Source organism: Priestia sp. TRN 1309 (assembly GCF_050846875.1).
GTDB classification, from domain to species: domain Bacteria; phylum Bacillota; class Bacilli; order Bacillales; family Bacillaceae_H; genus Priestia; species Priestia zanthoxyli.
Window position 1 is genome coordinate 1193154 of sequence record NZ_JBOZGM010000001.1, and the last position, 26381, is coordinate 1219534.

Consider the following 26381-nt stretch of genomic DNA (forward strand, 5'->3'; position numbering starts at 1 on the left):
TTTACATATGATATAGAGGAGGAGATAACTAGACTTCTAGATGAAAGAAAGGAGCAAGGAAAGTTGAAGTTTTATCAGTTAATTCTTGTGTTTGCTGTACTAGCGGTTTCGTCTCTTTTTGTAGGAGTACAAGACCTGTCAGCGATGGATCTGTTTCATTTAACAAAAGAAGAAAGCCAAACGCTGTTTTTTAGTCGTTTTCCTAGGCTTTTGAGTATTATTATGGCGGGAATGAGCCTTAGTATTTGCGGGTTAATTATGCAGCAAATTACGCGAAATAAGTTTGTCTCTCCAACAACTGCAGGAACGATGGACTGGGCAAGACTTGGTGTGTTGATTTCTCTACTAGTATTTGCTTCAGCAAGTCCTCTATTAAAAATGAGCATTGCTTTCATTTTCTCACTTGCGGGCAATCTATTGTTTATGAGAATACTAGACAGAATTAAATTTAACGATACGATTTATATTCCACTAGTTGGTTTAATGCTCGGCAGTATCGTAAGTTCCCTAGCTACCTTCATCGCTTACAAATACGATTTGATTCAAAACCTTTCTTCATGGCTGCAAGGCGACTTTTCGCTAGTAGTCAAAGGGCGATATGAACTTTTATACCTGAGTATACCGCTCTTAATAATTGCTTATCTTTACGCAGATAAGTTCACGGTTGCTGGTATGGGAGAAAGCTTTTCAATCAATTTAGGCGTGAAATACAAACAAATCGTAAACATTGGATTAGTCATTGTTTCGCTTATTACGTCGATTACGATTTTGACCGTTGGCATGCTGCCTTTTTTAGGATTAATCATCCCCAATATCGTATCGATTTACCGTGGAGATCATTTGCGAAAAAGCCTGCCTCATACAGCGGTGCTTGGAGCTGTATTCGTACTTGCGTGCGATATTTTAGGCAGAGTCATTATTTTCCCTTATGAAGTTTCTATTGGGTTAATGGTCGGTGTAATAGGAAGTGCGATCTTTCTTTTTATGCTGATAAGGAGAGGTCGTTATGCATAACAAATATAAAATTATTATTCTGGCCGCGCTGGCTATTTTGTCGGCTGCGCTGTTTATCAGCTATGATTTAGGCTACTGGCAGTACACGCTGCCGCGAAGAATTGAAAAAGTCGCTGCGATTGTTTTAACCGGAGGAGCAATTGCGTTTTCATCCGTTATCTTTCAAACGATTACCAATAATCGAATTCTAACTCCTAGTATTCTAGGACTGGATTCACTGTATTTATTTCTGCAAACGTTTATTGTGTACATCTTTGGCTCGACGAATATTGTCATCATGAACAAAAATCTTAACTTTCTTCTTTGCGTTTCGCTGATGATTATCTTTTCGGTCTTGCTTTACATACTGATGTTCAAAAAAGCCGGTAAGAATATTTTCTTTATTTTACTGGTTGGAATTGTGTTCGGCACGTTATTTAAAAGCATGTCTTCATTTATGGAAATGCTGATTGATCCGAATGAATTTCAAATTGTACAAGATAAATCATTTGCAAGCTTTAACAATGTCAATACTGATTTGCTATACATAGCAGCGGTTATTTTTATCCTGCTTGGCATTTACGTATGGCGTTTTACCTCCATTTTTGATGTTCTGTCGTTAGGAAGAGAACATGCGGTAAATTTAGGTATTGATTATGACAGGCTTGTCAAAAAAATGCTGATTGTGATCGCCATTTTTGTCTCAGTGGCCACAGCTTTAGTTGGGCCGATTACCTTTCTTGGACTACTTGTAGTGAACCTTGCGAGAGAACTGTTCAAAACGTACAAGCACACCTATCTAATGATGGGATCACTGCTGCTTAGTGTTATAGCCCTCGTCGGAGGAGAATTTATTGTTGAAAAAGTGTTCACCTTCAGCACCACGCTGAGCGTCATCATTGACTTTGCCGGCGGAATTTACTTTATTTATTTGCTGCTAAAGGAGAATAGATCATGGTAGAAGTAACAAATGTCAGTAAAAAATACGGAGAAAAAACCGTTTTAGAAAAAACATCTGTGGTGATTCCAAAAGGGAAAATCACATCATTTATCGGCCCAAACGGAGCGGGGAAAAGTACGCTGCTTTCCATTATGAGCCGTCTTATTAAAGCCGACTCAGGATCAATATCAATAGAAGGAAAAAATATAGAGAATATTGACAGCTCGGATTTAGCCAAAAAAATGAGCATTTTAAAACAGTCCAATCAGCTGAATATCAGACTTAGCGTACGTGAACTCGTAAATTTTGGCCGGTTTCCTTATTCAAAAGGCCGGTTAACAAAAAGCGATGAACAAGCGGTTGATCAGGCGCTGAGTTATATGAAGCTTGAAAGTATTCAAGATAAATACTTAGATGAACTGAGCGGAGGACAGTGTCAGCGAGCTTTTATCGCTATGGTCATCGCACAGGACACGGAGTATATCTTCTTAGATGAACCGCTCAATAACTTAGATATGAAGCATTCTGTTGAAATTATGAAGCTGTTGAAACGTCTCGTAGGAGACTTAGGCAAAACCATTGTGATTGTCATTCACGATATTAATTTTGCGTCTGTCTATTCGGATTACATCGTGGCGCTTAAAAACGGTGAAGTGATCCGTGAAGGCCCAACAGAAACCATCATTCAAACATCTGTATTAAAGGATATATACGATATGGATATTCCAATCGAAACAGTTGGCGGACAGCGTATTTGCGTTTATTTTTCATAAAATTTATTCATGAGGTGACAAAAGTGAAAAAAGTGTTAGTAATGTTTGTAGCAGTCTTAACGGCGATTGTTGTGGCCGCTTGCGGTAATCAAGGAGCAAAAGAAACAACAGGTGGAGAAAGTAAGCAAAAAGAAACGGTAACGGTAACCGATCAGTTCAATAAAGACGGAATTAAAATTGAGAAAAATCCTAAAAAAGTTGTAGTATTCAGCATGGGTGCACTTGATACGCTAGATAAACTAGGCGTTGAAGTAGCGGGCTTGCCAAAACAAGCGATTCCTGAGTATTTATCAAAGTATCAAGATGATAAGTATGCGAATGTAGGTGGCTTAAAAGAACCTGATTTCGAAAAGATTGCAGAACTAAAGCCAGACTTAATTATTATTCAAGGCCGCCAAGCAGATTCGTTTGATGAATTTTCAAAAATTGCGCCGACGATCTATATCGATACGGACAACCAGCACTATATGAAGTCATTTAAAGAAAACACAAAAGTACTAGGACAAATTTTTGATAAAGAAGATCAAGCGAAAAAAGATCTAGCAGCAATTGGTAAGCAAATTGCAGATTTGAAAAAACAAGCGGACAAACTAGATAAAAAAGCGCTTGTAATGATGGCAAATGACAGCAAAATGACAGCATTTGGTCCAGGGTCTAAATACGGATTAATTCATGATGTATTTGGTATCAAAGCAGCAGACGACAGCCTAGATCCATCGGCTAAGCACGGTCAAAGCATTGCATATGAATATTTAGTTAAGCAAAACCCGGACTACTTATTCGTGGTTGACCGCGGCGCAGCAATTGGTGAAAAATCATCTGCTAAACAAATTGTTGAAAATGAGTATGTAAAAGAAGTCAATGCAGTGAAAAACAATCACGTTGTGTATCTTGATCCAGGTCTTTGGTATTTATCTGGAGGAGGCCTTGAGTCAATGGCAGGCATGATTAAAGAAATCAAAGCAGGGATAGAGAAATAATAGAGAAAAAGGAGCTGGTTTTAACCAGCTCCTTTTTTTGTGCATGGACTGGGGCAAGCTTTTCCCTGTACCAAATTATGATATTAATAAATACCCTGAATGAAGAAAATTTGTCGAGATGGGCTATCATAACACGCAATTTGATTTTAGGTCAGATCCGCACAGAATGGAAGAAATATTCCAAGGGCAGACGCCAAGCAGAAATGGCGGAGACTTGAGCGTAACGCCTCCACCGGAAGCTTTTCCCGTTCCTCACTTATCTGAAATGCCAAATGAGCACGCTCCAGGTTCAGGAGACATGAATGCATAAAAGTATGCCAATTAGCTTTAATGAATTAGAGCTAAAGTAAATAAAAAAACATTGACTGAGAGCTAGTAGTCAATGTTTTTTTATGTTTCTTCAACTGTCATTCCTCTAAAGGTAAGAACATCTCGTCGTTTGCATAAGCTCCGGATGAAATGTTTGTTCTACATCTATTTGTTAATTTAATTGTTTTTTACAAGAAGAAAAGGGAATACTTTCTTTAATCGCTTGTAATAGAAAGCTAATAAGGGGCATGCTGCTATGAGTAGTCAACAAGATGAATTTTTGTTTAAAAGAGAGCTCTATCGCTTAGTACAAGAATATAAACGTTGTAAAGTTGAAGAAATTAGACGGGCCATTCAAAAGGATATTCTGCTTTTGAAAAAGGTTATAAATAACTAAAATAGATAGACACAGACAAAAAAGCTCATGTTAGTTAATAAATGAACTTTTTTGTCTGTTTTAAACTTGCTCAAACGAATTAATATGTCTATTAATGGTCTTAGGAAGATTATGGATCATATTAAACAAAGCTAACGCAGCTGTTTCCAGTTCTTCATAACGATAAATGATATCGTTCTCAATGTCGCAGATTTGAAAACTGTTTAATTGTTCTGAATAACTCAGTGTAAACCTATTAGCAAGAGTATGAGTAATGTCACTATCTTTATAATTTACTAAATTTGTTATCATATGCTTAATTTCAGTAAGGTTCATTCACCAAGTCACCCTTTCATGTTATTGAGGTTATCATATCATGTACAGGTAATTTGAATGCTGTTTTTTACAATTTGTAACACCAATTTTCAAAATGAAACATAAAGGTAATAAAAAGTTAAAACGAGCAGCTTAACGCAAGCTGAACATCTCCTAAGAGGGTGTAGGATTTTCTTTGTAGTAGGTCAACTCCAACTTTTTATCCGCGATTTCTTTTAGACCAATACGGATCATACTGAATACTAAAATCCATAAGACAACCGTCAAAATCGTATGTCCTGCTGGGAAAATACCTAGTATAGGTGAGTCCCAAAGAGCGTGCATAAAAACGACAAGCAAAAATACACCGAGAAATTTCAGTTTTACCAGCATGTTCCACTGAAATTTCTTATCTTCTTGTACGATGCATATGGCAGCTCCTGTCAAGGCAGCCCAAGCCACATGCCCCCCAGGAGCGAAAATACTGCGCCAGAGTATTGTGGAATAAAGCATGTGAAAGCTGCCGGAAAGAAGTGCCCGTAGAGCATAGCCAGCGGTTTCAAAAGCAGCAAAACCAGCTCCTATTGCAGCTCCTAAGAGAAGTCCGTTAAGAATATATCTATATTTAAGATTGCGTACAAAATAAATAACAGCGATAACTTTAGCCAGTTCCTCACATATTCCAATCACGATCACGTTTGTGTTATTTCCAAGAATATCATAAAACACAAGTGCTAATAAAAGTGAGAGGATTCCGCCAATAAAAACGACATAAACAATTTTGTAAATAGCAATATTCTGCGGAGCGTTCATTTCCCAAAAGAAAATGAGCGTAGTAAATGGCACTGCAAAAGCACCGACTACAATAAGACCTGGTATGAAGTTGATGTTTTCGAACAAACTTACGCCTAAATATAGGCCTAAGTATGCGACAAGCGCAATAAGAAAGACCCTTGCAAAAAGCCAAGGTTTTGGCCATGTATTTACAACTTCTTCTATTTTAGGAGTCGTAAGCCCTGTTCCTACAATAAAAAGCCGTTCAGCTTCCATTTCACTGTGCTGTCGGAAGACTCGAGAAAATATATTTCGAAACTTAGGTTCAACGGAACGTTCATTTCTCGGAATTTTATCAACACGATGGGCAAACAAGTAGAATATGCTGTAGTTTTCGTTGTGGTCCACGATTTCATGGCCGCAATTTAAGCAGAATTTTACCCCTTCCGAATTAGAATAAGCACAATGGGGGCATTTCATTTATCTTCCTCCTTTTTCTAGATATAAATCGTTTGACGCTTGTCTTCTGACATCTTCTACATATATTATGTGAGCTGATGAAAAAAGCATAAGAGGGTTTGGTAGGTAATTTGCTTAAATAATGGAATGGTATGTATATAAAAGAACAGAAGCTATTGTAAAAAGAGACCTTATTAAAACTAAAAAAGGGCTGTGTCATAAGTCGAACATTCGACTTACAGCACAGCCCTTTATATGATTGAAAATGTGGATTTAAGTCTGTTTTCTTTACAGTACTACGCAATAAAAAAGCTTCCTGAAATAAAAACGATCACACCAATAATCATCATTAACGTTTCGCGGTCTTTTTTTCCTGTTTTTTTATTAGCAGGAAGCAGCGATTTTGCAAGAGGCTTGGCAAAAATAATGACAAGCATGCAAACAGCAGCAAAGATGCCAAGCGCCACTTGGAAATTACCTTCAATAAAGACGCATGCCATTAAAAGTACAAGACTTATTTTTAGAAAAATTTTTGATAGGTTCACTATCAACACTCCTTTAGAACACTTAATACGAAAGACTTAGTGATTTTTTTATGTGCCTGTTGTTTTCTACGGCTTGAAGGAGAAAATGAGCGACATCAGAACGGCTGATGTTGCGTCCGTTTTCTGGTATGCTAGCTTCTCCTATACGATAATACGTGGTTAACGGACCGCTCGTTAGACCCATTGGCCGAGCAACGGTCCAGTCGAGTCCGCTTACCTTCAAGAGCTTCACGGCTTCGTGATGGTCGCGAAGCACATTTTTTAAAATACGCTGAGCAAGCCAGCCCGTCATGCCTGGAATTTCTCTGTCGATTCCGGCTGAAGCCGTGTAGGCGATACGCTGAATTCCGTTTTCGTTCATACATTGAATCAGCAGATTTGTCGTTTCTACTAAAAGGGTAGAATGCCCTAGATTTTCGGTTCCCAGACAAGAAATGACTGCATCACACCCTCGCATAGCCTGACACACTTCATAATAATCAAGCACGTCGCCTTGTATGATGTGTACGTTCGCATGCGTTATCTTAAGCTTAGATGGATTTCGCACAAAAGCTTTTACATAATGTCCGTTTTTAATCGCTTGCTTGATTACTTCCTGTCCGGTCCTGCCGCTTGCGCCAATCAAAAAAATGTTCATACGATCAACCCTTTCGTTTCAATGTAGGTAGTAAAAACGAAATTTTCTTTTACCATAACACATTTTTCTCGATTTAGCTTGTCAAAACATAAAAGCTGCTTACGAGATTCATCAAAGTAAGAGGTATCCTCTGTTCTTTTTTAAAACTTATGTCATAGACTGTCTAGAAAACAAGGAAATGTACGAACGGTTTATAAAGGTGTTTAATGCTATAGAAGCGAAAGGGTATTATAAGAATAAGGGACGAACAGAAGGGGCGATGCACGATGAAAAAATCGGTAAGCCGAGCACGTGTTATCATAGTACTAATAGGTTTTCCGCTCATCTTTCTCATTATGGCGCTTGTGACCGGTGAGTGGCGATATATGACCTGGACCATTCCGCCTGCGCTGATGTCATGTTGGACGGCACTTTTTGTATTAAGGAAACAAGAAGAAAGATAACAGGAAATTTGAACTATTGCATCGAATTTATAGAAAAAGTATAAAATGATAGAAAGCTATAGTAAGAAAATTTAATGAAGGACGGTGTGAAGATGAACGGACAACAGTTATTGTATGGGTTGCTTACGTCTAAAGGCGATATCCTAAGAGCTGCTTATGTGTTATGTGACCACCGCATTTATACGGAAATGTCAGCACAGTATCAGCATACGGAGCATACGGATTTTCAAGCATCATTGGTAGAAGAAATGAAATTGCTTGAAAAACAGCCTGAAGTAGACATGCATCTGCATATTTTGCTTGAAATGGCGAAGTTTTTTGAACTTCCCGTTTCTCATGCTACAACAAACGGTGAGCTGTACGAGTTAAGCGATAACATTGGAAATTTGCTTGTATCTAAATACAATGAGCTGTTTTCAATTGCACGCTGTCATACGCTAGAAGACGTAATGCGCCATCAAATCCGACTGTTCTTTCATCTAATTGATTCGCAATACATGATTGCTACAAATCGTCAGCAAGCTGTGTTTCAGCAGCAGCTGATGAATTGGATTGAGCAGCTTCCTCCCATGTATCAGGAAAGAATGATTGATGTATTAGGAGAATATCAGCAGGCAGCGCTTGTGAAACTGCTGCAAAAAAAAGGGACAATCGAGCTATACAAACAGCTTCCTCCGCACGCATACCCTGCTATTTCAGGCCTTATGGCAACCGTAATGAGTATCTTTATTCCCGTTAATTACCCGCCAGCACTGCTATTTAGTATGAATGCGCCGCTTTTTTTAATGGCGAGCTTTGAAAGTCATGAAATTATTGCAAAACGCAAAGAAGCTGGAACGTTTTTACCGCTGTTATTAGTAGTTGTTCAGCTGATGTGGACGTACAAGCTTGAGCATCAGGATGAGCTGTTGAATTATCAGTCTCTATTGATCAAGTGGTCATCTGTACACACAACGTATCAAGATTATGTAAAAAAGAAAGAGCAGTCACTGTTTGATCGTGAACGGTTAGACAGCTTTATTTATAAAACAGAGCAGTATGTTAAGCAGCTCCGCGCTACGGAGAAAAAGACGGTGAAACAAATTGAAACGCTCAAAACAGCCATTCGCCATCAGCTTGATGAAATGGAGCTCACATCGTTAAACGGAGGGCTTGTGCTTCAAAAAATGATTGAAGAGCATGAATCATTAAAACAAGATGTAGAAGAACTGCAGCGCAAGCTTTCGATTAAAGGTGACTTCTTCTCTAAAGTAAGGCTGACGTTCCGTTCTGCAGAACGAGCTGTCAAAAGCAAAGTGAAAGAAGTAGAGCGTAAAAAAGTGCTTATGCAAATGACGGACTTTATTTTAGCAAATCGCTTGCCCGTATGCGTGGATATTCAAAATGAAATTTATGATTATCAAGACGAGCTGACGACGACTATTTTTCAAATTAATCAGCAGGTCGAGCTGCTTGAAGAAACAAAACAAAGCCGCCAGCTAGCCGATGCAAAAGTACGCCGCTATGATCAAGAAATAAAGCGATTTGAGCGGAACTATTATGGCTTAAAAGAAGGAACAGTTGAAGAAATGGCACAGTAAACGTATTTTATCCGAACGAGTTTGATTCTTTATGGAGAATCAAACTCGTTTAGTTATGTCTCAACCTTATTCTCTGTCTGTAGGAGCGGACAGCTGATCTTTATACTCATCTACATAGAGCATGCCGTTTGTTGACACAACTGCATACAGCACTTGGTTCAACTGAAGCTGGCGATTTGAAAGCTCAAGGTTGATCCATTGTTCGGTATATTGAGATGTTAAATTTTTATGAATAATTTCTCCGTCCATGATGAGTTCTACCGGTAAATTCATTTCTTTAAACGGCTTAGACAAAACGTCCTGTTTGGCAATGTTTTGATAAGCCGCTTTTTTTAATACTGACAGTTTTCCGCTTACTTCTAAAACAGCAAATTCTACTTCAGCAATGTTGAACGTTCCTAGTTCTCGTAAATGCTGATTCAAGTCGTCAATAGAATATTTGACTTTTTTCATATTTGCTTCAAGAAGATTTCCTTTTTCCATAATAACCGTCGGGCGGCCTGTAATCCATTTTCGTAAGCGCCTGCTTTTTAGAGCTGTTGATGCTAAAAGAAAATGAATGGCCACAAGAAAAGCAAAAGAAGCAAACATCGGCAGAAATTTTAATTTTAAATCAAATCCCATATTTGCGATGAACGATCCAATAATGATGGACATTGCAAATGTAAAATGATTATTATGCGTGTTAATTTGTTTTCCAATCAGGAAAGTTGTAATGCTTAAGATAATAAAAGAAACAAAGGTTCTAAGAAGGGACAAAAGAATGTCTTCCATCGCTTGTGATGTCACCTGCTTTCTCATAAATAGAAAGAGTATCTATCTCTATAGCGTTATCCATTTAAAGGATCGTTATACAAGAAAAAACATCAAGAAGAAGTGCGGATAATTCGTTCATATTCGGCTGCTTAAAAAGGGGTAGAAAGGCTGTAGGTAAGGCATAGAAGCGAACAAAAAGAATGTGCAAATTCCTTTGAAATTTTTTGGAGGATTTGTTACAATAAAGGTGCTTATTTTTGTTCGGTAAGGATAGTTCGAAGTGTTCGTCTTGACTTATTGTAAGAGCAGGAATAGAGTAATACACAATGTGTGGATTGTCACACAAGGAGGAAAAGAGATATGTTACAAGGTAAAGTAAAATGGTTCAACGCTGAAAAAGGTTTCGGTTTCATCGAAGTAGAAGGACAAGACGATGTATTCGTTCATTTCTCTGCTATCCAAGGCGAAGGTTTCAAAACTTTAGAAGAAGGTCAAGAAGTTACATTTGAAATCGTTGAAGGCAACCGTGGACCACAAGCTGCTAACGTTCAAAAGTAATTTTTTTTATAAAGTTTAAGCCGATCAGCAGAACGTTTCTCTGGTCGGTCGTTAAACTAAACTGGGAGAAGGCCCCTTTTATAAAAGGGGTCTTTTCTTGTTCGCTTTTTACACCTTGTTGACGATTTCTTTGATTTTGCAGAAGTATTCAAATATGAAAAAAACTAGTCACGCAGTATAAAAAAAGCGTATAATGAAATGATGAAAATAGGAATTGTAGAGCAGAAAGGATTTTAAAACGTATGAGCAACCAACTTCAAGAAACGATGGTCGATTCACGTCGTACATTCGCCATTATTTCTCACCCGGATGCCGGGAAAACAACGTTAACAGAAAAAATGCTGTTACTGGGCGGAATGATTCGTTCAGCCGGAACGGTTAAAGGAAAAAAATCAGGCAAGTTTGCTACATCTGACTGGATGGAAATTGAAAAACAACGTGGAATTTCAGTTACATCAAGTGTTATGCAGTTTGAGTATAAAGATCACTTTATTAACATCTTGGATACACCAGGACACGAAGACTTCAGTGAGGATACGTATCGTACCTTAACAGCTGTAGATAGTGCGGTCATGGTTATTGACGGAACAAAAGGAATTGAAGCACAAACGCTTAAGCTTTTTAAAGTTTGTCGTATGCGCGGTATTCCCATCCTAACGTTTATCAATAAATTAGACCGTGAAGGAAAAGAGCCGCTTGAGCTGCTTGAAGAAATTGAAGATGTACTTGGTATCGAATCATACCCTGTAACGTGGCCAATTGGCATGGGGAAACGATTCCAAGGAACGTATGACCGTTTTTCAAAGCAAATTGAAGTGTATCAAGGAAACAAAGAGTCTTATTTTGCAGACTTTGACGGTGAAAATATCGACGATGAAATTAAAAAACACGTCGATGAAATGTATTTACCAGGCTTAGTGGATGATTTATCTCTATTAGACGAAGCAGGTAATGATTTTTCAATTGAAAAAGTAAAGCAAGGCTTATTAACGCCTGTTTTCTTCGGAAGTGCGATTGCGAACTTCGGCGTACAGTCTTTCTTTAATTCATTTTTACAATTAACATCACCGCCGCAGCCTCGTGAATCAACGAATGGCACCGTTCAGCCTACGGATGAAAACTTCTCAGGTTTCATCTTTAAAATTCAAGCGAACATGAACCCAGCTCACCGCGACCGCATTGCGTTCGTACGCGTATGTTCAGGAAAATTCGAGCGTGGAATGAACGTAACATTAGCAAGAACGAACCGCAAAATGAAGCTAGCGCAGTCTCATCAGTTCTTGGCATCAAGCCGTGAAACAGTAGACACAGCGTATCCAGGGGATATCATTGGCTTGTATGACTCAGGTACGTATCAAATTGGCGATACCATTGTAGGAGAGGGAAAAGTATTCGAATTCGACGCTCTTCCAAAGTTCCCGCCTGAACTGTTTGTAAAAGTTCGTGCGAAAAACGCAATGAAATCCAAGCACTTTGAAAAAGGAATTAATCAGCTTGTACAAGAAGGGGCGGTACAGCTTTACCGTACGCCGTTCTTTGGAGATTATATTTTAGGAGCAGTCGGTGAACTTCAGTTCCAAGTATTTGAACATCGTATGAAAGGTGAGTACAATGTCGATCTTGAATTCACACGCATGTCTCACAACATTGCAAAATGGGTAGACAAAGCAACAATTGAAGATCGCATGCTAGATTCTCGCGTGATGCTAGTAGAAGATCGTGATAAGCATGCTGTTCTTATGTTTGAAAACGATTTTGTATGGCGTTTGTTCCAGGACAAATATCCATCTGTTAAATTCCTAGATCCGTTTAATCTATAAAAGTGTATAAAAAAAGGAAAACGATACATACTACTTTCATAAGTAGACAGTCGATTTTCCTCCTTTGCTTAAGAGTCAGTATTTACTGGCTCTTTTTTTAGTGAGCCACTGATTTTAAATTTAAAAGAATGACTCCTGCAATGATTAATACGATGCCAAATACCATCGTAAGACTGCCGCTTTCTTTCCAAATGACTACACCAATCACAGCTGTTACAGCAGTTCCTACACCAGACCAAATGGCGTATGCAACGCTGAGCGGAATGTGCTGAAGCGATGTGGAAAGCGCATAGAAAGCAAGACCAAATCCTAATAAAACACCAAGACTAGGCCAAAATTTTGTAAATCCGTTTGATGCTTTTAACATAGATGTACCAAATAACTCTGAACTAATTGCAATTGCTAAAAATAAATAGGCTTTCATCGAAAACCCTCCTCTGTTAATTTCCGAAGTTGTTGTTGAATCTGTTTTTGCATGTCTGGATCCACGGGTGCGAGCCCAAACATTTGGCTGAACCATAATCCATCGGCTGCTAAGCGCACAATGGTAGCAAGGACAGGGTCAATGCCATCTTGTTCAATATGGTGCTGCCACTTTTTGTAGTGTTTTTGAAGGTGCTGCAGAAGTTCAGGATTCGTTGCAATACCTGCAAGCAACCCTGCGCTCATCGCTTGTTCACGCTGAAGGTCATGAAGCGTCTCAGCGAGATAAGCCCGGCTCCATTTGCCAGGAGCATCGTCATGTTCAATTTGCACGTGTAGCCCGTCATCATATTGCTTTGTGACTGAATGCAGCATTTGCTGAATCAATTCATCTTTTGATGAGAAATGGTACAACAAGCCGCCTTTACTAACACCGGCTTCTTTTGCTACTTTTTCAAGCGTCAAATTTCCAACGCCGTCACGCTGCACAACCTGAGTGGCCGCAAGCAATATATCATCATATGTAGACACATGAATTTCCTCCTTTTTGATTTTCCCTAGAATACTTTACCGTCTGGACGGTTTGTTTGGCAATACTTTTATTTCGAATTTCAAAAAAATTTTTTGTGCACACTAAAATATAAAGTATAAAAACAAAAATGAACGCGTAAACAAAGGGTTAATCTCTTTACTACTTTTACTATATGAAGAAAAAGGAAAATTAAAGCCTGGGTATATGAAAGATAAAAGAAAGGTGTGAAGAAACCGATGAGGGATGTGTATCAAAGTTTTCAAGAACTATCACAGTGCGAACGAGCCGGAATTGATTACGAAATAAAATGTGTCATTCGCCGGAGAGAAATTGTCGTGCTTGCGATTCACGGAGGAACGATGGAAATTGGGACAGAAGAAGTAGCGGAAAAAATAGCAGAAAAGCTGAACGCAACGGTGTATGTATTTAAAACGCTGAAAACAGAAAATCCGTTTGAATTACATGTTACGTCTGCAAACTACGATGAAGAAATGGCGCGTCATCTTGTGAAAAAATCAGAGATCACAATTTCTCTTCACGGTGCCTATAGCGATGTCTGCACAACTTATATTGGAGGAAGAGACGAAAAGTTAGAAAAAGCGGTGCGTCAAGCACTTTCTAATTTTCCGATCAGTGAAACGCCCGTACATTTAAAAGGCGTTTCACCTCGAAATATCGCCAACGACAATCAGCGGCATAAAGGACTGCAGCTTGAAATCACCACTCCGCAGTATGAACAATTATTACAGGATGAGCAGCTGTTCAACGAGTATGTGAATGCGATAGTATCGGCTGTGAACTCAGTGATGTAAAGATAAATTCAACAGCTTTCTGTATATCGGCTGCAATAAGAGTTGGTTGTACATCAGCCCACTTTTCTCGTTCATGTAACGTGTCATGCCCGGCACCTGTTAACACTAAAATGCAGTGAGCGCCTGCTGCACTGGCCGCTACTAGGTCTTTCCACCGGTCGCCAATCACGATGCAGTTAGCCAAATTTAAGCTGTGCTCCTCCGCTGCTTTTAACAGCATGCCGGGGTTTGGTTTGCGGCACGAACAGGCGTCTGAATCTTCATGAGGACAAAGGTAAACATCATCAAATCCAAAAGCTAAAAGTTCAGAGATAAACTGTGATTTATTTACCTTTCCTTTTGCAACATCGGGCTGATTCGTAAAGGAAAACAGCGGAATGTTTTGTTTTTTTATGTCTTTAATCGCTTGCTTTGCTTGGGGGAACAGCTGAAAATCACCTGGATATTGAATGTCATTACTGCCTCCAATCGTTCCGTCTCGGTCTAAAAATATTGCTTCAATCATGTTATTCACCTCTTTTTCTATCATAATATAAAACAGGATGAATTTGGTAAAAACTTTGTTTTTTGAAAAAAATCAAAGAAATATGACTGTCTTTTTACTTCTCATCATATGGATAAGTTAAATAGAAGTGGTGAGGAGGGGAAGACAAGTGAACGAAGAATCGTTTTATTCACCATTTATAAGCGAAGACGGAAAGAAAAAAACAATTGGAGAAATTGAGTTTTCAGATGTGCAGCGCATGATGGAAAAACATTTAGAAGAAGGCTATCAGCTTGAGTTCAAGCGCGAAGTAAGCTCAACGGTCAAACGGAAAATCCCAAATATCATCGCTTCGTTTGCCAATGAAAAAGGAGGGTGGCTTATTTTTGGCGTAGATGAAGACGACCATTCCATTAACCTGCTCGAGCGCAAGGAATATGAGCTGTTTATTAATAATATGCTGAAAGATGTCACCAACCCCATTCCTCGTATCGTTACGCGCTTTTTATCACCTGAAGATCACCCCGGGCAAGGTGTCTTTGTTATTTGGATTCCCGAAGGTCCGAACCCTCCGTACATGTCTTACGGGAAAATTTACAGAAGAATTGGAAGCGGCACATCTCCCGTTACGGAAATCGATGATCGCTATCATTTAGATCGTCTTTATCAAAAATCGGAGGATCAAACGCAGCGAATAGAGGAATTTTGCACAAAAGAACTGTCTATCTATAACAGAAAGTGGCCGATGCACGGGAAAAGCTATATTCATTACGGGATGTGTAATATGTACGTGCTGCCACTATATGATTTGCATTTAATCGAACAAATGGAAGAAGAACGGTTAAAGCAATATATTTTAAGCAAGTCTAGCGAACCAAAACACTATCGTTTGGACGACGAGAGTATGGTGATGCTGCATACACCGTTTGTCAAAGCTTCTTATTCAGCGGAATCCATCATTTTTCGAAGCACAGATGTAATTGATGCATACGATAAAACAATTGCGTGGGAGCAGTTTTATAACGGATCAGCTAAGTTTCACATTCCTATTCCGTATATGGAAGAACCAAAACAAATTCATGACGTGCTGAAATCAAGCATTTCAAGCTACATTGATGAGACGATTTTTGAGCAGTTTCAATATATAAACGGCCCCTTTTTTCTTACATCTTTAATCAGCTGCATCGGCGGATACATCGATTGTATGATGGAACTAAAAACTGAGCTCGAAGACATGATTATTGTAATTGATTTAGAGAACGTTCGAAATGATGTGCTTTACTTTCCGCATCAGCAGTTTCAAACATTTCTAGAGAAAGAAGGGCTCGTCTTTTCAGATAAAAAGCAGTATCGGTTTAATCAATCATTTAAAACAACAAAACTAGGGGGAAACGTCGAGCTTCTTGCCTACGTTGATTATATCGTAACGGCGTTTGGCCTTTCAAAAAACCAGTCCATGGACTTTCTTAAACATTCGTTAAACCGAGTATAAAATATACAATTTTTTGACAATAGCTAAAAAAATGACAAAAATGAAAAAAAGTATGATAATATCTTTCGTAAGTAATGAGCAAGTAAAGAAGAGAAAGGGGACTCTTTTTTACAGCTGCCGTTGCTAGGTAGGGTTAAACACAAGGGGAGAAAAAGTAATGAAAAAAGCGACATCCATACTTCTAATTGTCCTAGCACTTGCTGGTCTAGGAGGAGTATGCGCTGCTTATTATCATTTGGAGCAGCAAAAGCAAACGGAAGAAATGACGTATGAACAGAACTACATAACCGTAAGAAATGCATGAAAAAACCAGCCAATCGGCTGGTTTTTTTTGGTTTCAAGTCATAGTAAGTAAAATAAAGATTTTGCTTGTTCAGTTTTTTTAAATAACTCCAATGATGTATAGACGCAAAATAGAAAGCCAACGCTTGAAAAAATAAAAAACAAGCGGAGAAAAGGGCGTTTTTTTTGAATGCGAAAGTACGTAAAAACAACGAGTGAACATACAAGCAGTACGCTCATAGCAGCAAATCGAATCGCGAGCTCTGCTAAATCATCAACCGTGCTTTGAAACAGTTTTAGCGTTTCATCGTTCAAATCAGTCTCAGGAATGTTCGTTTTGTCTTGCTGATTTAACACCCCTACATCCCATTTTTCTCGACTATAATCATGAGAAACCGTGTAGTAAAACGGACCAAGCTTTTTTTCATCTGCACCGTCATCAGCAAGTGCTGAAGCTGGATGCATGAATGCTAGAACAAAAAATAAAAAGCTCCACTTTCTCATTACCAAAGCCTCTTTCTAACTCAGACTATCTCCCATTATAAACCAAAAATTTTTATGTTTCCATCATCCCTCTTTCCTATTTCCATTTCTATATATAAAGTGAAAGGGGGAATAAAAGATGGCAGAAAAAATTCAGCATTCAAGCCAGCTTCGCTTAGTATTAGAACAAGGAATAAAAGAGGATGGAAAACCCGATTTAAAGACAAAATCCTATATGAACATTCAGCCCGGAAGTTCTGCAGATGCACTCATTACAGCAAGCGAAACCATCGCCAGCCTGCAGTCGCTGCCGCTTGTTGAAATCAACGAAGTTGTCACGTTTTCACTTTTAAAATAAGAAAAGAGGTAGAGTATGAAAACTTTAACGATGCAGTTTTTGAATGAGTCACAAAAAGCAGTAAGCCTATCGATTGAATCACCAAAAGATACGTTAGACGCAGCAGCCATCACAGCAGCAATGAACGCGCTGATCGCAAGCGATGTCTTTACTTCAAGCGGCGGAGCGCTCGTTGCCAGAAAAGGCGCCCAAATTGTCGAGCGAAATGTAACCGAATTTACGATTTAAAAATGAAAGTCCTTCCACTTCGGTGCGAAGGGCTTTTTTAAAAGGAGAGAGGAAGATGGCAGAGTGGTTTACGCTTGTTTCAGACGTTGGGTTTCCTATTGTGGTGACGCTTTATTTACTTCACCGAATCGAAGCCAAGCTCGATACAGTTGTGCTGTCCATTCAGCATTTAACCGATGAAGTAAAAAAGTGATTATGACAATTGTAAGGCGGTTGTCATGGAAAAGTTGACGGATTTGACACCTCACACTACAATTAGTAGTGTGAGGTGTCGAATATGAAAATTGAAAAATTCAAATTTAACGAAACCGGCCTTAATCGCTTTTTTGGCCCGCTTGAAGCAAAAATTATGACGGCTTTATGGAACGGAAGTGAAATGTCCATTAAAGACGTGCAGCACGTGCTTGAGAAAGAAAAAACAGTTAACTTCAACACCGTTATGACCGTTATGAATCGACTGGTGGAAAAAGGCGTGTTGCAAAAGCGTTTAAAAGGACGTACGTCGATGTATCAGCCGATTCTTTCTAAAGAGGAATTTATCGACGCTCAGTCGAAAGAGTTAACGCACGAATTGATCGATGAATTTGGCTCGCTTGCTGTTACTCATATGCTTGATGCGCTAGAAGAAGTCGATGATTCACTGTTAAGTATGCTCGAATCAAAAGTCAAACAGTTAAAAAAGGATGAATAATCAATGAATCAAGGAATACTAAAGCGTTCTAAGCTTATTTTTAACCTGTGCTTTTTTATTGCCGTGACGTTGCTTATGCAAATGGGGATGTATGTGCTGCATTTGCTGTTTGGATGGAATTTATCGTTTAACTTAATTTTACTTTGTAACAAAGTAGCCCACTTTTTCGGCTTGTTTTTTATTGAATACATGCTGAATGCCGTTATTTTTCACACGATGTTTGTGCTGTTCATTAAAGCTGTAAAGCAAGTGATTCAAATGCGGAAAGTCCGTAAAATGATTACGAAGCTGCGAGATGAAACAACAACGGCTGACCTGCAAAAAGCGTACGGAAAGGATTTAACGGTCTTAACAACAGATCAGCCCATTGCCTTAACGATGGGGCTGTTTACACCGCATATCGTCCTGTCTACAGGGTTGCTGTCGGTGCTTGATGAAAATGAACTCGAAGCCGTTATTTATCACGAGCAGTCGCACGTTGCAAACAAAGACCCGCTCAAAACGTTTTTACTAAGTACGCTTGCCTCTGCATTATGGTATATTCCATTTATTAAATGGAGCCATAAACGCTTCAAAGTTATGCGTGAAGTGCTGGCTGATCAAGATGCCATTGTGAAAAATGGCACGCCTGCTCACATCGGCAGCGCGCTTTTAAAAATGGTGAAAACGGGACAGACAAGTCTCTCGTGTGCGCACGTATCGTTTGCTGATACGTCGGTTAATTATCGCATTCAATATATTTTAAATCCGGAAACGAAAATGCCGATGCAGCCTCCTGTTATTTTAACGCTGACGTCGCTATACGTGTTTTTTATTTTGTGTGCGCTGATTTTTACAGCTCTAACAGCTTTGTAAGTTTGTAAGAGAGAAAGAAAAGAAGGAGATGAGATTGTGTCAAAAGCAAAGAAAAAGAAAAAAGTAACGCCCAATCAGCAAACATCCTCAAGCAAGTGGATTTTTTGGGTGATTGGAATTATTGCGGTCTGTATTTTAGGGTTAATCGTCCTTTCGAATATGTCAAAGGGCGGAGGAGATGAAAAGGTCGCTCTTACATATGATAATCAGCCGTATCTTGGAAAAGAGTCAGCTCCGGTAGAAGTGGTAGAGTTTGGAGATTACAAATGCCCGGCTTGCAAAAACTTCACGGAATCCTTTTTCCCGCTGATTGAAAAAGATTATGTGGATACAGGTAAAGTGAAATTCTACTTTATGAACTATGCATTTATCAACAACGACTCCTCTCGTGCAGCAGAATTCGCCGAAACGGTATACAAAGAGCTTGGAAACGATACATTTTGGAAATTCCATGAACTTCTTTATAAAAAGCAAAACGCAGCGGACGAAAAGAAAGATGTCTTAACGGAATCCTACTTAGAAGATACGCTGAAAGAAGTGTCAAGCGATGCCGATGCGAAAAAAGTAGCGAGTGCATTTAAAGACGGAAAAGGAAAAGATGCGTTTAATCAAGATATGAAGACAGCCAATGACTTAGGCATCACAGGTACACCAACCATTTATGTAGGCGGCAAAAAATTCGAAGGAAAAACAATCGATGACTTTGATCAAATGGTCAAAGATGCGGCTAAGGAGAACAAATAATGAACAAGTCTTTGGTTTTCGGGTGGATTACAGCGCTTATCGCGATGCTTGGAAGCTTGACGTTTAGTGAAGTTCTTCACTTCATCCCGTGCGAACTTTGCTGGTATCAGCGAATTTTAATGTATCCGCTCGCGATTGTGCTAGGTGTAGCCGTGTACCGGAATGATACGTTCATCTACAAATACGTCCTGCCGTTTTCGGTGATTGGTATGGCGCTTTCAGGCTATCATTATTGCCTGCAGAAGATACCGGCTCTTAAAGCATTTGAAACGTGTACAAGCGGTGTTCCTTGCTCAGGTCAATATATTAACTGGCTTGGATTTATCACCATTCCTTTTTTAGCGTTTATTGCGTTTACCATTATTACGATTATGATGCTTGTTCTTCGCAAGCAGATGAAAAAAGCTTAACCTCCGGGTTAAGCTTTTTTTATCTGAAAACAAAAAAAGTCCCGCTTACAAGAAGCGGGTGCAAATAGGGTACATCTATGAAAAATGATGAAATTGTTTTGACAAGAACAGTATATAAAAGAAAAGTGAAAAAACGGTGAAAAGAGAAAAGCTTTTTTAAAAAATATGCTTTTCTTATAAAAAAAGCCCCGCTCACAAAAAGCGGGGAATAAATAGGGGTCATTTATGAAAAATGATGAAATTGCTTTGACAAACTTAGTATACAAAAGAAAAGTGAAAAAACGGTGAAAAGATGGAAGCTTTTAGAAAAAATAAAAAAAGACCTGTTTTGGGGAAACAGGTCACTAGAAAGGGAGTAAAACTATGAAAAAATATGCTAATTGGCTTTACATGTACTATCTTACCGCCCAATAGTGAAAAAACAGTGAAAAGAAACATCAAACAAAAAAAGACCTGCTCTGGGGAAGCAGGTCTTCACAAAGGAGTAAAACTATGAAAAAAATATGCTAATTGGCTTCGCAAGTACTATCCTATACCTTTATGGTGAAAAAACGATGAAAAGAGAAGCAGGATATAAAAAAGACCTGTTTTGGGGAAACAGGTCATTAGAAAGGGAGTAAAACTATGAAAAAATATGTTAATTGGCTTCGCAAGTACTATCCTATACCTTTATGGTGAAAAAATGATGAAAAAAGAAACTGGATATAAAAAAAGACCTGCTCTGGGGAAGCAGGTCTTCAAAAGGAGTAAAACTATGAAAAAAATATGCTAATTGGCTTCGCAAGTACTATCCTATACCTTTATGGTGAAAAAATGGTGAAAAGAGAAGCGGGATATAAAAAAGACCTGTTTTGGGGAAACAGGTCATTAGAAAGGGAGTAAAACTATGAAAAAATATGCTAATTGGCTTCGCAAATACTATCCTATACCTTTATGGTGAAAAGATAGTGAAAACGAGATTAGGATATAGCTCCTATTTTTCCATATTATAGATTCATTTCTCTTTAATAGGGTATACGTTCATTAGAATCGATATAAACTTAAAGAACTGGCAGGGAGGGATATATATATGGAAAAGAAGCACGAAGCAACTGCAAATCAGCGCGTGGTTCACCGCGCTCGAAATAGCTGGTCAGGCTTTTTGTTTGGCGTAGGGTTAGTTGCTTTTATTGATGAAGCAGTGTTTCATCAGCTGCTTCATTGGCATCATTTTTATGATAAGTCCACAACGGCCGCTGGTTTAGTGTCGGACGGTTTGTTTCATGCATTCAGCTGGTTCGCTACAATCGCATCACTTTTTATGGTGGCAGATCTAAGGCGCCGGGGCGGCTGGTGGGTGAAAAGGTGGATAGGAGGAGTATTGCTTGGAGCCGGGGCGTTTCAGCTTTATGACGGGACCGTTCAGCATAAGCTTATGGGCCTTCACCAAATTCGGTACGGAGTGAAGATTGCACCTTACGACATTACGTGGAATGTACTTGCATGTTTGATGCTGCTTATTGGCATCATGTTAACATGGTTTACACGTAAACAAGGTGCACATCATGATTAAATATGAAGTACTATCTCAGCTTTTATTAGCCTTGCCTTTTGCCGCTGCCTTTTTTTTATACATGTGGGCTGTAACGTCTTCAAATGTAACGTATAGAAAATGGTCATTATATAGGACGTCCAGCTGGACACTTGGTATTTTATGCGCCATATCTTCTGTAGCAGGACCGCTCGCAGCCCGTGCTCATATGGACTTTACTGCGCATATGACGGGGCATTTGCTTTTAGGTATGCTAGCTCCGCTTTTAATGGCGTTAGGAGCACCTCTTACGCTGCTGCTTCGCACGCTTCCGGTTCATGCAGCCAGAAAGGTGTCAAAATTTTTAAAAGGGCGGTTTGTTCGGTTCATCAGCAGTCCGGTGACAGCTTCTGTTCTTAACGTAGGAGGACTTTGGCTTCTTTATACAACAAGTCTGTATGGCATGATGCATCACTCTTTTTTCGTGCATGTCGCTGTACATATTCACGTATTTTTAGCCGGCTATTTGTTCACCGTATCGATGATTTCAATTGATCCTTCGCCGCATCAAAAAGCTTTTACGCACCGAGCGTTCGTATTGGTTCTTGCTCTTGCCGCTCACGGTATTTTATCAAAATATGTGTACGCTCACCCGCCTATGCACGTCTCGGCAGAAGAGGCGCAGCAAGGGGCTATGCTGATGTATTACGGAGGCGATTTAATCGACTTATGTTTAATTGTACTTCTTTGTTATGAATGGTTTAAGCGGGTTCAAAAAGTCTCTTTTACATAAAAACGCGCAGAAAGCATCATGCTTTCTGCGCGTTTTTTTAGTGAATGTTTCGTTTTTTAAAGCGTCCGCCGCGGACTTCGGTAATATCTGCAACGGCTAAAAAGGCAGTAGGGTCAAAATCTTCAACAATGGTTTTTAGCTTTGATTCTTCAAGGCGCGTAATGATGCAGAAAATCACCTTTTTATCATCGCCCGTATAAGCACCTTCACCGTGCAAATAGGTAACGCCTCGACCTAGACGCGCATTAATCGCATCGCCGATGTCATCAGAATGATCACTAATAATCCAAGCTGATTTTGATTCTTCCAATCCTTCTACAACTGTATCAATGGCTTTAGCGGCAATGATGTACGCAAGGATGGAATACATGGCGCGGTCCCACGTGAACACAAATCCCGCTGCTCCTAAAATGAAGAAGTTGAAAAACATTACAATTTCTCCTACAGAAAACGGAATTTTTTTACTGATTAAAATGGCAAGTATCTCCGTACCGTCAAGCGCTCCGCCGTAGCGAATGACGAGTCCAATTCCAATTCCGAGAATAATCCCTCCAAAAACGGTAGCAAGAAGAACGTCTGCGGTAAACGCGGGGACATCATGAAACCTAGAAGTTAAGATGGATACAACCAGTATGCCAAAAATAGTGGAAAGGGCAAATGTTTTTCCCATTTGCTTGTACCCGATAAATACAAACGGAAGATTTAGTACAAAAAGAAAGATTCCTAGATTTACGCCGGTAATATGCGAAAGCATGATGGAAATACCGGTAATTCCTCCGTCAACAACGTGGTTTGGAACAAGGAAGATTTCAAGTCCTGTGGCCATGAGCAGGGCACCAATCGCAATAGCGATGGCCCTTCCAAATACCTGTCCCTTGGACAGCTTTCGGTGCTGAATTTTCGCTTTTTCGATTTCTGTCATTTGCATGTCTCCTTTGATGTCTCCTATGTATTTCTCACTTTAGAAAAGTGAAACTATCTTTAATTATACCTTACTGTGCACAATTAGTGGGGATAGACGGCTTAATTACTTGTTTCACTCTATAAAAAAAGCCTGCTTTAGAGTCATAAGCAGGCTTTTTAAAGAGTAAAACGATGAAAAAAAGTTGGCTTCACAATTTTCACTATATAGGGATTTGATGAAAAAATGATGAAAATGCCGGCATGTGCGGTAAGAAAATCGGGGATACTAGTTAAAAAAGGCCAAAAGGAGATGACGAAATGAGCGTGTGGATGATGTATAATCACTTGATGCACTCGCAAATCTTTTTAAGCAGCGTATTAATTAGCGGTATTCTTCTTGTTAGCGGAGGATTTGTGTACGGCAGAATAATGAGTAAAAAGTGAACCTAATATTGCCGCGGATAGGTTGTTAATGGAAGATGCTCAATAGTAGCTTGGTTAATGTTATACTTGCTCCATAAGCTTAGCGTGGAGGTGTCAGCATGAGCAAACATCATGATCTAACAGCATCATACGGAGAATCGCTAGTGACGTGTGAACATCAGTTTGAAGCTAGCTATTACTATCATCAAGTGCGCGAACAGTGCATGAATCACATTCATGAAATAAGCAAAGCGGTAGCTGAATTCACCGTTGATTTTACAGATGAAAGTTTGAAAATATTAGAGCTTCTTTACTATGATCTAGAAGACAGCAATTGTTTTGACTATTTTTCGATGACAAAAGAAGAATTCGAAGAGTGTATGGGCGTATACTTTGGTGAGGTGGTTACTTCTACGATTGATGAAGCGCGCTGGGTTGTGAAAGAATATCCGCTTATGGAAAACAAGTATGTGACCGGAATTGAAAAAGGGAATCTTTCATTCATGTTTCCCCATGGCTTTTTTAACCATAAAGAGCGGCATCCAGAGTGCGTTTTTACTCTTTATCATTTATATAAACAGCTACAAAAATAGGAAAAAGGTGAACGTAAGTTCACCTTTTTTAATGTCCAAGCTTTATGGGAATATAAATATCCATTTCATATGTATCACTATATAAATTGCTGTGTATAGCTGTATTTACAATTTCAAGAGCAGGACCTTCAATCATGCTGTAAGAAGAGTTCGGCAGCCATTCATTCCAGATGCTGTTATACGTCGACCCAAGCGATGTAATGGGACCTCTGTGTTTAAACTGCAGGTATGTAAACGAAGGAAACGTATGAACGCTCATACCGCTTGGAATACAAGCCGTATCAGCCACTTCTGTACCTGCAATATAAAAATAATTTTCTCTTTTCGGAGCCATGCAAATGCCTGTAATCATATGAGGTTCTTTTGAAGAAGTAATCATTTCTTTTTCTTTAAGTATTTGCTTCAAAAGATTCTCTTTTTGATACTCTCCGTTTTTTGCTATGCCTATCACTGAAAATCCTTCTTTATATACAACTTTACCTTGCATAATCCACCTCGAATTTTTCAAGCTCTAGCTTTTATTCTATCAATCATAAATTACTTTACCGTGATTGTAACATAATCTTAAGTAGATATCGATGCAGAAAATGGAACATGAGCAAAGCTTCAAACACATGCTTAAGTTGCTCTATTTATTACATAAAAACAGCGCGCGAATTAGTACGCTGTTTTTACTAATACAACACTTTATTTATATAACGTTTACGAAGAGTAAATCCGGGAAACTCCTTAATATAAGTCAAAATGGTAGCTAAACCAGTAGTCGTCCTGCACATTCTTTGTGTTTGAAGCGACAATATGCTCATGACCTTGTTCATCCGTGGCAATCCAGTTATAGTTGATATCCATTTTAATCGGATACATATTGCCTTTTTTAAACAAAATAACGGGGGGAGTTACTTCAACAAACTCGTTTAGTTTTTTAACAACATTTTCTTTACAGCGAATTAGCTCCATGTCTTTTTCTCCTTCGGTGTTATTGCACAATCATATTTTTTGCGTTGTGCACAATATATAATTTAAAATAACAAAGGTAAGTTTAGCACATTTTACAAAAAACAGAGAAATAAAAAGGAGCGATATCGATGAATGAACAAATTTTATTAGCAGAACGCCCAAAGGGAATGCCAACAAAAGATACGTTTAAATACGAAAAAATTGAAATGCCTACAGCGAAAGAAGGCGAGGTACTTGTTCAAACACTTTACCTTTCTGTTGATCCGTATATGAGAGGACGCATGAACGATACAAAATCATATGTACCTCCATTTGAGCTAAACGCACCGCTTGCAGGCGGCATTGTAGCACGCGTAACGGAATCAAAATCAGATCGCTTTAAAGAAGGCGATATCGTGACAGGTATGCTTCCTTGGAAACGCTATTCAGCCGCAGAAGCAAAAAACTTACAGAAAGTTGATCCAGAGCTAGCGCCAATTACAACGGCTATCGGCGTTCTTGGTATGCCTGGTCTCACAGCTTATTTTGGACTGCTTGAAATCGGTCAGCCAAAAGAAGGCGAAACAGTAGTCGTTTCCGGTGCAGCAGGTGCTGTTGGATCTGTTGTTGGTCAAATCGCTAAAATTAAAGGCGCACGTGTTGTCGGCATCGCAGGTTCTGAAGATAAAATTGCTTATTTAAAAGATGAGCTCGGATTTGATGAAGTGATTAATTATAAAAAAGGAAATGTGAAAGAAGCATTGAAAGAAGCGTGTCCTAATGGCGTTGATGTTTACTTTGAAAACGTCGGCGGAGAGATTTCAGATGCAGTTGTTAGCTTATTAAATAAATTTGCGCGCATTCCACTTTGCGGCCAAATTTCACTGTATAACTTAGAAAAACAAGATGTTGGACCACGTGTTCAAACACCTTTATTAATTAACAGTGCTTTAATGAAGGGCTTTATCGTAGCCGACTATGCAGACAAATTCCCTGAAGGCATTAAGCAGTTAGGTGAATGGGTGCAGCAAGGAAAAATCAAGTACAGCGAAAACGTTGTAGAAGGTTTTGAAAATGTACCTGAAGCGTTCCTTGGGTTATTCGAAGGAGCAAACTTAGGAAAACAGCTTGTAAAAGTAGCAGAATAAGCGTAAAAAAACCGTGCGGGAAC

35 protein-coding genes and 1 pseudogene are annotated in these 26381 nt (G+C 39.0%); 25 read left to right on the plus strand and 11 right to left on the minus strand.

Annotated features, from left to right (window positions below; genetic code table 11):
* Positions 1-63 precede the first annotated feature (63 nt).
* From ACRPLQ_RS06560 to ACRPLQ_RS06585, 6 genes and pseudogenes are all read left to right on the plus strand, one after another.
* Complete coding sequence (locus ACRPLQ_RS06560) at positions 64-1014, plus strand: ABC transporter permease (protein WP_028414467.1); 951 nt, start codon at positions 64-66, stop codon at positions 1012-1014.
* Complete coding sequence (locus ACRPLQ_RS06565) at positions 1007-1954, plus strand: iron chelate uptake ABC transporter family permease subunit (protein ID WP_034267834.1); 948 nt, start codon at positions 1007-1009, stop codon at positions 1952-1954. The genes ACRPLQ_RS06560 and ACRPLQ_RS06565 overlap by 8 nt, the downstream gene beginning before the upstream one ends.
* A complete protein-coding gene (locus ACRPLQ_RS06570; protein WP_274862582.1) occupies positions 1948-2706 on the plus strand; it encodes an iron ABC transporter ATP-binding protein in 759 nt (252 codons plus the stop codon). Before ACRPLQ_RS06565 ends, ACRPLQ_RS06570 begins: the two co-directional genes overlap by 7 nt.
* A gap of 23 nt (positions 2707-2729) precedes the next feature.
* On the plus strand, positions 2730-3686 hold the full coding sequence (locus ACRPLQ_RS06575) for a siderophore ABC transporter substrate-binding protein (protein WP_432235815.1): 957 nt from the start codon (positions 2730-2732) through the stop codon (positions 3684-3686).
* 43 nt (positions 3687-3729) lie between these two features.
* Positions 3730-3996: pseudogene (locus ACRPLQ_RS06580) on the plus strand (manganese catalase family protein); the annotation flags it as partial.
* Between the two features lie 255 nt (positions 3997-4251).
* The gene (locus ACRPLQ_RS06585) at positions 4252-4392 is read left to right on the plus strand and encodes a hypothetical protein (RefSeq protein ID WP_014459290.1); all 141 of its coding nucleotides are present in this window, start codon (positions 4252-4254) and stop codon (positions 4390-4392) included.
* A 468-nt stretch (positions 4393-4860) separates the two neighbouring features.
* Here the strand turns inward: ACRPLQ_RS06585 and ACRPLQ_RS06590 are convergent, their stop codons facing one another.
* From ACRPLQ_RS06590 to ACRPLQ_RS06600, 3 genes are all read right to left on the minus strand, one after another.
* Positions 4861-5940 carry a PrsW family intramembrane metalloprotease gene (locus tag ACRPLQ_RS06590; RefSeq protein WP_432235816.1) on the minus strand — a complete coding sequence of 360 codons (1080 nt, stop codon included), beginning with the start codon at positions 5938-5940 and terminating at the stop codon, positions 4861-4863.
* 275 nt (positions 5941-6215) lie between these two features.
* Entirely contained in the window at positions 6216-6464 is a 249-nt protein-coding gene (locus ACRPLQ_RS06595; protein ID WP_328172558.1) for a hypothetical protein, read from the minus strand.
* 22 nt (positions 6465-6486) lie between these two features.
* The gene (locus ACRPLQ_RS06600; RefSeq protein ID WP_432235817.1) at positions 6487-7101 is read right to left on the minus strand and encodes an NAD(P)-dependent oxidoreductase; all 615 of its coding nucleotides are present in this window, start codon (positions 7099-7101) and stop codon (positions 6487-6489) included.
* 266 nt (positions 7102-7367) lie between these two features.
* On the opposite strand from ACRPLQ_RS06600, the gene ACRPLQ_RS06605 reads away from it, so the two are divergent.
* Together ACRPLQ_RS06605 and ACRPLQ_RS06610 are read left to right on the plus strand one after the other, a co-directional pair.
* A complete protein-coding gene (locus ACRPLQ_RS06605; RefSeq protein WP_016764823.1) occupies positions 7368-7544 on the plus strand; it encodes a hypothetical protein in 177 nt (58 codons plus the stop codon).
* Positions 7545-7636: 92 nt separating this feature from the next.
* Entirely contained in the window at positions 7637-9124 is a 1488-nt protein-coding gene (locus ACRPLQ_RS06610) for a hypothetical protein (protein WP_432235818.1), read from the plus strand.
* Between the two features lie 66 nt (positions 9125-9190).
* Here the strand turns inward: ACRPLQ_RS06610 and ACRPLQ_RS06615 are convergent, their stop codons facing one another.
* Entirely contained in the window at positions 9191-9913 is a 723-nt protein-coding gene (locus ACRPLQ_RS06615) for a DUF421 domain-containing protein (RefSeq protein ID WP_432235819.1), read from the minus strand.
* Between the two features lie 327 nt (positions 9914-10240).
* On the opposite strand from ACRPLQ_RS06615, the gene cspD reads away from it, so the two are divergent.
* Positions 10241-10438: a cold-shock protein CspD gene (gene cspD, locus ACRPLQ_RS06620; protein ID WP_013057877.1), complete on the plus strand. Its 198-nt coding sequence runs from the start codon at positions 10241-10243 to the stop codon at positions 10436-10438.
* Between the two features lie 242 nt (positions 10439-10680).
* Positions 10681-12258, plus strand: coding sequence for a peptide chain release factor 3 (locus ACRPLQ_RS06625; RefSeq protein WP_028414456.1), 1578 nt, complete (start codon positions 10681-10683; stop codon positions 12256-12258).
* Between the two features lie 97 nt (positions 12259-12355).
* Here the strand turns inward: ACRPLQ_RS06625 and ACRPLQ_RS06630 are convergent, their stop codons facing one another.
* Both ACRPLQ_RS06630 and ACRPLQ_RS06635 read right to left on the minus strand, forming a co-directional pair.
* A complete protein-coding gene (locus ACRPLQ_RS06630) occupies positions 12356-12682 on the minus strand; it encodes a DMT family transporter (RefSeq protein WP_013057875.1) in 327 nt (108 codons plus the stop codon).
* Positions 12679-13212 (minus strand): TetR/AcrR family transcriptional regulator, encoded by a 534-nt coding sequence (locus ACRPLQ_RS06635; protein WP_165636501.1) that lies wholly within the window; start codon positions 13210-13212, stop codon positions 12679-12681. The genes ACRPLQ_RS06630 and ACRPLQ_RS06635 overlap by 4 nt, the downstream gene beginning before the upstream one ends.
* Before the next feature lie 237 nt (positions 13213-13449).
* On the opposite strand from ACRPLQ_RS06635, the gene ACRPLQ_RS06640 reads away from it, so the two are divergent.
* Positions 13450-14025: a poly-gamma-glutamate hydrolase family protein gene (locus ACRPLQ_RS06640; RefSeq protein WP_034267864.1), complete on the plus strand. Its 576-nt coding sequence runs from the start codon at positions 13450-13452 to the stop codon at positions 14023-14025.
* Here the strand turns inward: ACRPLQ_RS06640 and ACRPLQ_RS06645 are convergent.
* The gene (locus tag ACRPLQ_RS06645) at positions 13976-14530 is read right to left on the minus strand and encodes an HAD-IIIA family hydrolase (protein WP_047750495.1); all 555 of its coding nucleotides are present in this window, start codon (positions 14528-14530) and stop codon (positions 13976-13978) included. The genes ACRPLQ_RS06640 and ACRPLQ_RS06645 overlap by 50 nt on opposite strands.
* A gap of 148 nt (positions 14531-14678) precedes the next feature.
* Between ACRPLQ_RS06645 and ACRPLQ_RS06650 the strand changes: the two genes are divergently transcribed.
* Positions 14679-16001: an AlbA family DNA-binding domain-containing protein gene (locus ACRPLQ_RS06650; protein ID WP_165636502.1), complete on the plus strand. Its 1323-nt coding sequence runs from the start codon at positions 14679-14681 to the stop codon at positions 15999-16001.
* A gap of 157 nt (positions 16002-16158) precedes the next feature.
* Positions 16159-16305 (plus strand): hypothetical protein, encoded by a 147-nt coding sequence (locus ACRPLQ_RS06655; protein WP_165351766.1) that lies wholly within the window; start codon positions 16159-16161, stop codon positions 16303-16305.
* A 38-nt stretch (positions 16306-16343) separates the two neighbouring features.
* Here ACRPLQ_RS06655 and ACRPLQ_RS06660 read toward each other — a convergent pair whose 3' ends face one another.
* Entirely contained in the window at positions 16344-16787 is a 444-nt protein-coding gene (locus ACRPLQ_RS06660) for a hypothetical protein (RefSeq protein ID WP_028414451.1), read from the minus strand.
* 118 nt (positions 16788-16905) lie between these two features.
* Between ACRPLQ_RS06660 and ACRPLQ_RS06665 the strand changes: the two genes are divergently transcribed.
* From ACRPLQ_RS06665 to ACRPLQ_RS06705, 9 genes are all read left to right on the plus strand, one after another.
* The gene (locus ACRPLQ_RS06665; RefSeq protein ID WP_013057868.1) at positions 16906-17124 is read left to right on the plus strand and encodes a DUF1659 domain-containing protein; all 219 of its coding nucleotides are present in this window, start codon (positions 16906-16908) and stop codon (positions 17122-17124) included.
* A gap of 15 nt (positions 17125-17139) precedes the next feature.
* Positions 17140-17352: a DUF2922 domain-containing protein gene (locus tag ACRPLQ_RS06670; protein ID WP_013057867.1), complete on the plus strand. Its 213-nt coding sequence runs from the start codon at positions 17140-17142 to the stop codon at positions 17350-17352.
* Between the two features lie 55 nt (positions 17353-17407).
* A complete protein-coding gene (locus ACRPLQ_RS06675; RefSeq protein WP_028414450.1) occupies positions 17408-17545 on the plus strand; it encodes a YvrJ family protein in 138 nt (45 codons plus the stop codon).
* An 84-nt stretch (positions 17546-17629) separates the two neighbouring features.
* Positions 17630-18043 (plus strand): BlaI/MecI/CopY family transcriptional regulator, encoded by a 414-nt coding sequence (locus tag ACRPLQ_RS06680; protein WP_028414449.1) that lies wholly within the window; start codon positions 17630-17632, stop codon positions 18041-18043.
* 3 nt (positions 18044-18046) lie between these two features.
* Positions 18047-18898 carry a M56 family metallopeptidase gene (locus ACRPLQ_RS06685; RefSeq protein WP_028414448.1) on the plus strand — a complete coding sequence of 284 codons (852 nt, stop codon included), beginning with the start codon at positions 18047-18049 and terminating at the stop codon, positions 18896-18898.
* A 36-nt stretch (positions 18899-18934) separates the two neighbouring features.
* Positions 18935-19642: a DsbA family protein gene (locus ACRPLQ_RS06690; protein ID WP_432235820.1), complete on the plus strand. Its 708-nt coding sequence runs from the start codon at positions 18935-18937 to the stop codon at positions 19640-19642.
* Positions 19642-20052: a disulfide oxidoreductase gene (locus tag ACRPLQ_RS06695; RefSeq protein ID WP_028414446.1), complete on the plus strand. Its 411-nt coding sequence runs from the start codon at positions 19642-19644 to the stop codon at positions 20050-20052. Before ACRPLQ_RS06690 ends, ACRPLQ_RS06695 begins: the two co-directional genes overlap by 1 nt.
* A 1069-nt stretch (positions 20053-21121) precedes the next feature.
* Positions 21122-21604: a DUF2243 domain-containing protein gene (locus tag ACRPLQ_RS06700; RefSeq protein ID WP_047750497.1), complete on the plus strand. Its 483-nt coding sequence runs from the start codon at positions 21122-21124 to the stop codon at positions 21602-21604.
* Entirely contained in the window at positions 21597-22355 is a 759-nt protein-coding gene (locus ACRPLQ_RS06705) for a cytochrome c oxidase assembly protein (protein WP_432235821.1), read from the plus strand. The genes ACRPLQ_RS06700 and ACRPLQ_RS06705 overlap by 8 nt, the downstream gene beginning before the upstream one ends.
* A gap of 37 nt (positions 22356-22392) precedes the next feature.
* On the opposite strand, the gene ACRPLQ_RS06710 is transcribed toward ACRPLQ_RS06705, so the two are convergent.
* Entirely contained in the window at positions 22393-23277 is an 885-nt protein-coding gene (locus ACRPLQ_RS06710) for a YitT family protein (protein ID WP_432235822.1), read from the minus strand.
* 299 nt (positions 23278-23576) lie between these two features.
* Here ACRPLQ_RS06710 and ACRPLQ_RS06715 point away from each other — a divergent pair, with 299 nt between their 5' ends.
* Both ACRPLQ_RS06715 and ACRPLQ_RS06720 read left to right on the plus strand, forming a co-directional pair.
* The gene (locus ACRPLQ_RS06715; protein ID WP_016764808.1) at positions 23577-23702 is read left to right on the plus strand and encodes a hypothetical protein; all 126 of its coding nucleotides are present in this window, start codon (positions 23577-23579) and stop codon (positions 23700-23702) included.
* 98 nt (positions 23703-23800) lie between these two features.
* Positions 23801-24274, plus strand: a complete 474-nt coding sequence (locus tag ACRPLQ_RS06720) for a hypothetical protein (protein ID WP_432235823.1) — start codon at positions 23801-23803, stop codon at positions 24272-24274.
* Between the two features lie 28 nt (positions 24275-24302).
* Here the strand turns inward: ACRPLQ_RS06720 and ACRPLQ_RS06725 are convergent, their stop codons facing one another.
* Both ACRPLQ_RS06725 and ACRPLQ_RS06730 read right to left on the minus strand, forming a co-directional pair.
* Positions 24303-24761 (minus strand): GyrI-like domain-containing protein, encoded by a 459-nt coding sequence (locus ACRPLQ_RS06725; RefSeq protein WP_432235824.1) that lies wholly within the window; start codon positions 24759-24761, stop codon positions 24303-24305.
* A 242-nt stretch (positions 24762-25003) separates the two neighbouring features.
* Positions 25004-25231, minus strand: a complete 228-nt coding sequence (locus ACRPLQ_RS06730; RefSeq protein WP_013057853.1) for a hypothetical protein — start codon at positions 25229-25231, stop codon at positions 25004-25006.
* 128 nt (positions 25232-25359) lie between these two features.
* Here ACRPLQ_RS06730 and ACRPLQ_RS06735 point away from each other — a divergent pair, with 128 nt between their 5' ends.
* Entirely contained in the window at positions 25360-26358 is a 999-nt protein-coding gene (locus ACRPLQ_RS06735) for an NADP-dependent oxidoreductase (RefSeq protein WP_028409240.1), read from the plus strand.
* Positions 26359-26381 lie beyond the last annotated feature (23 nt).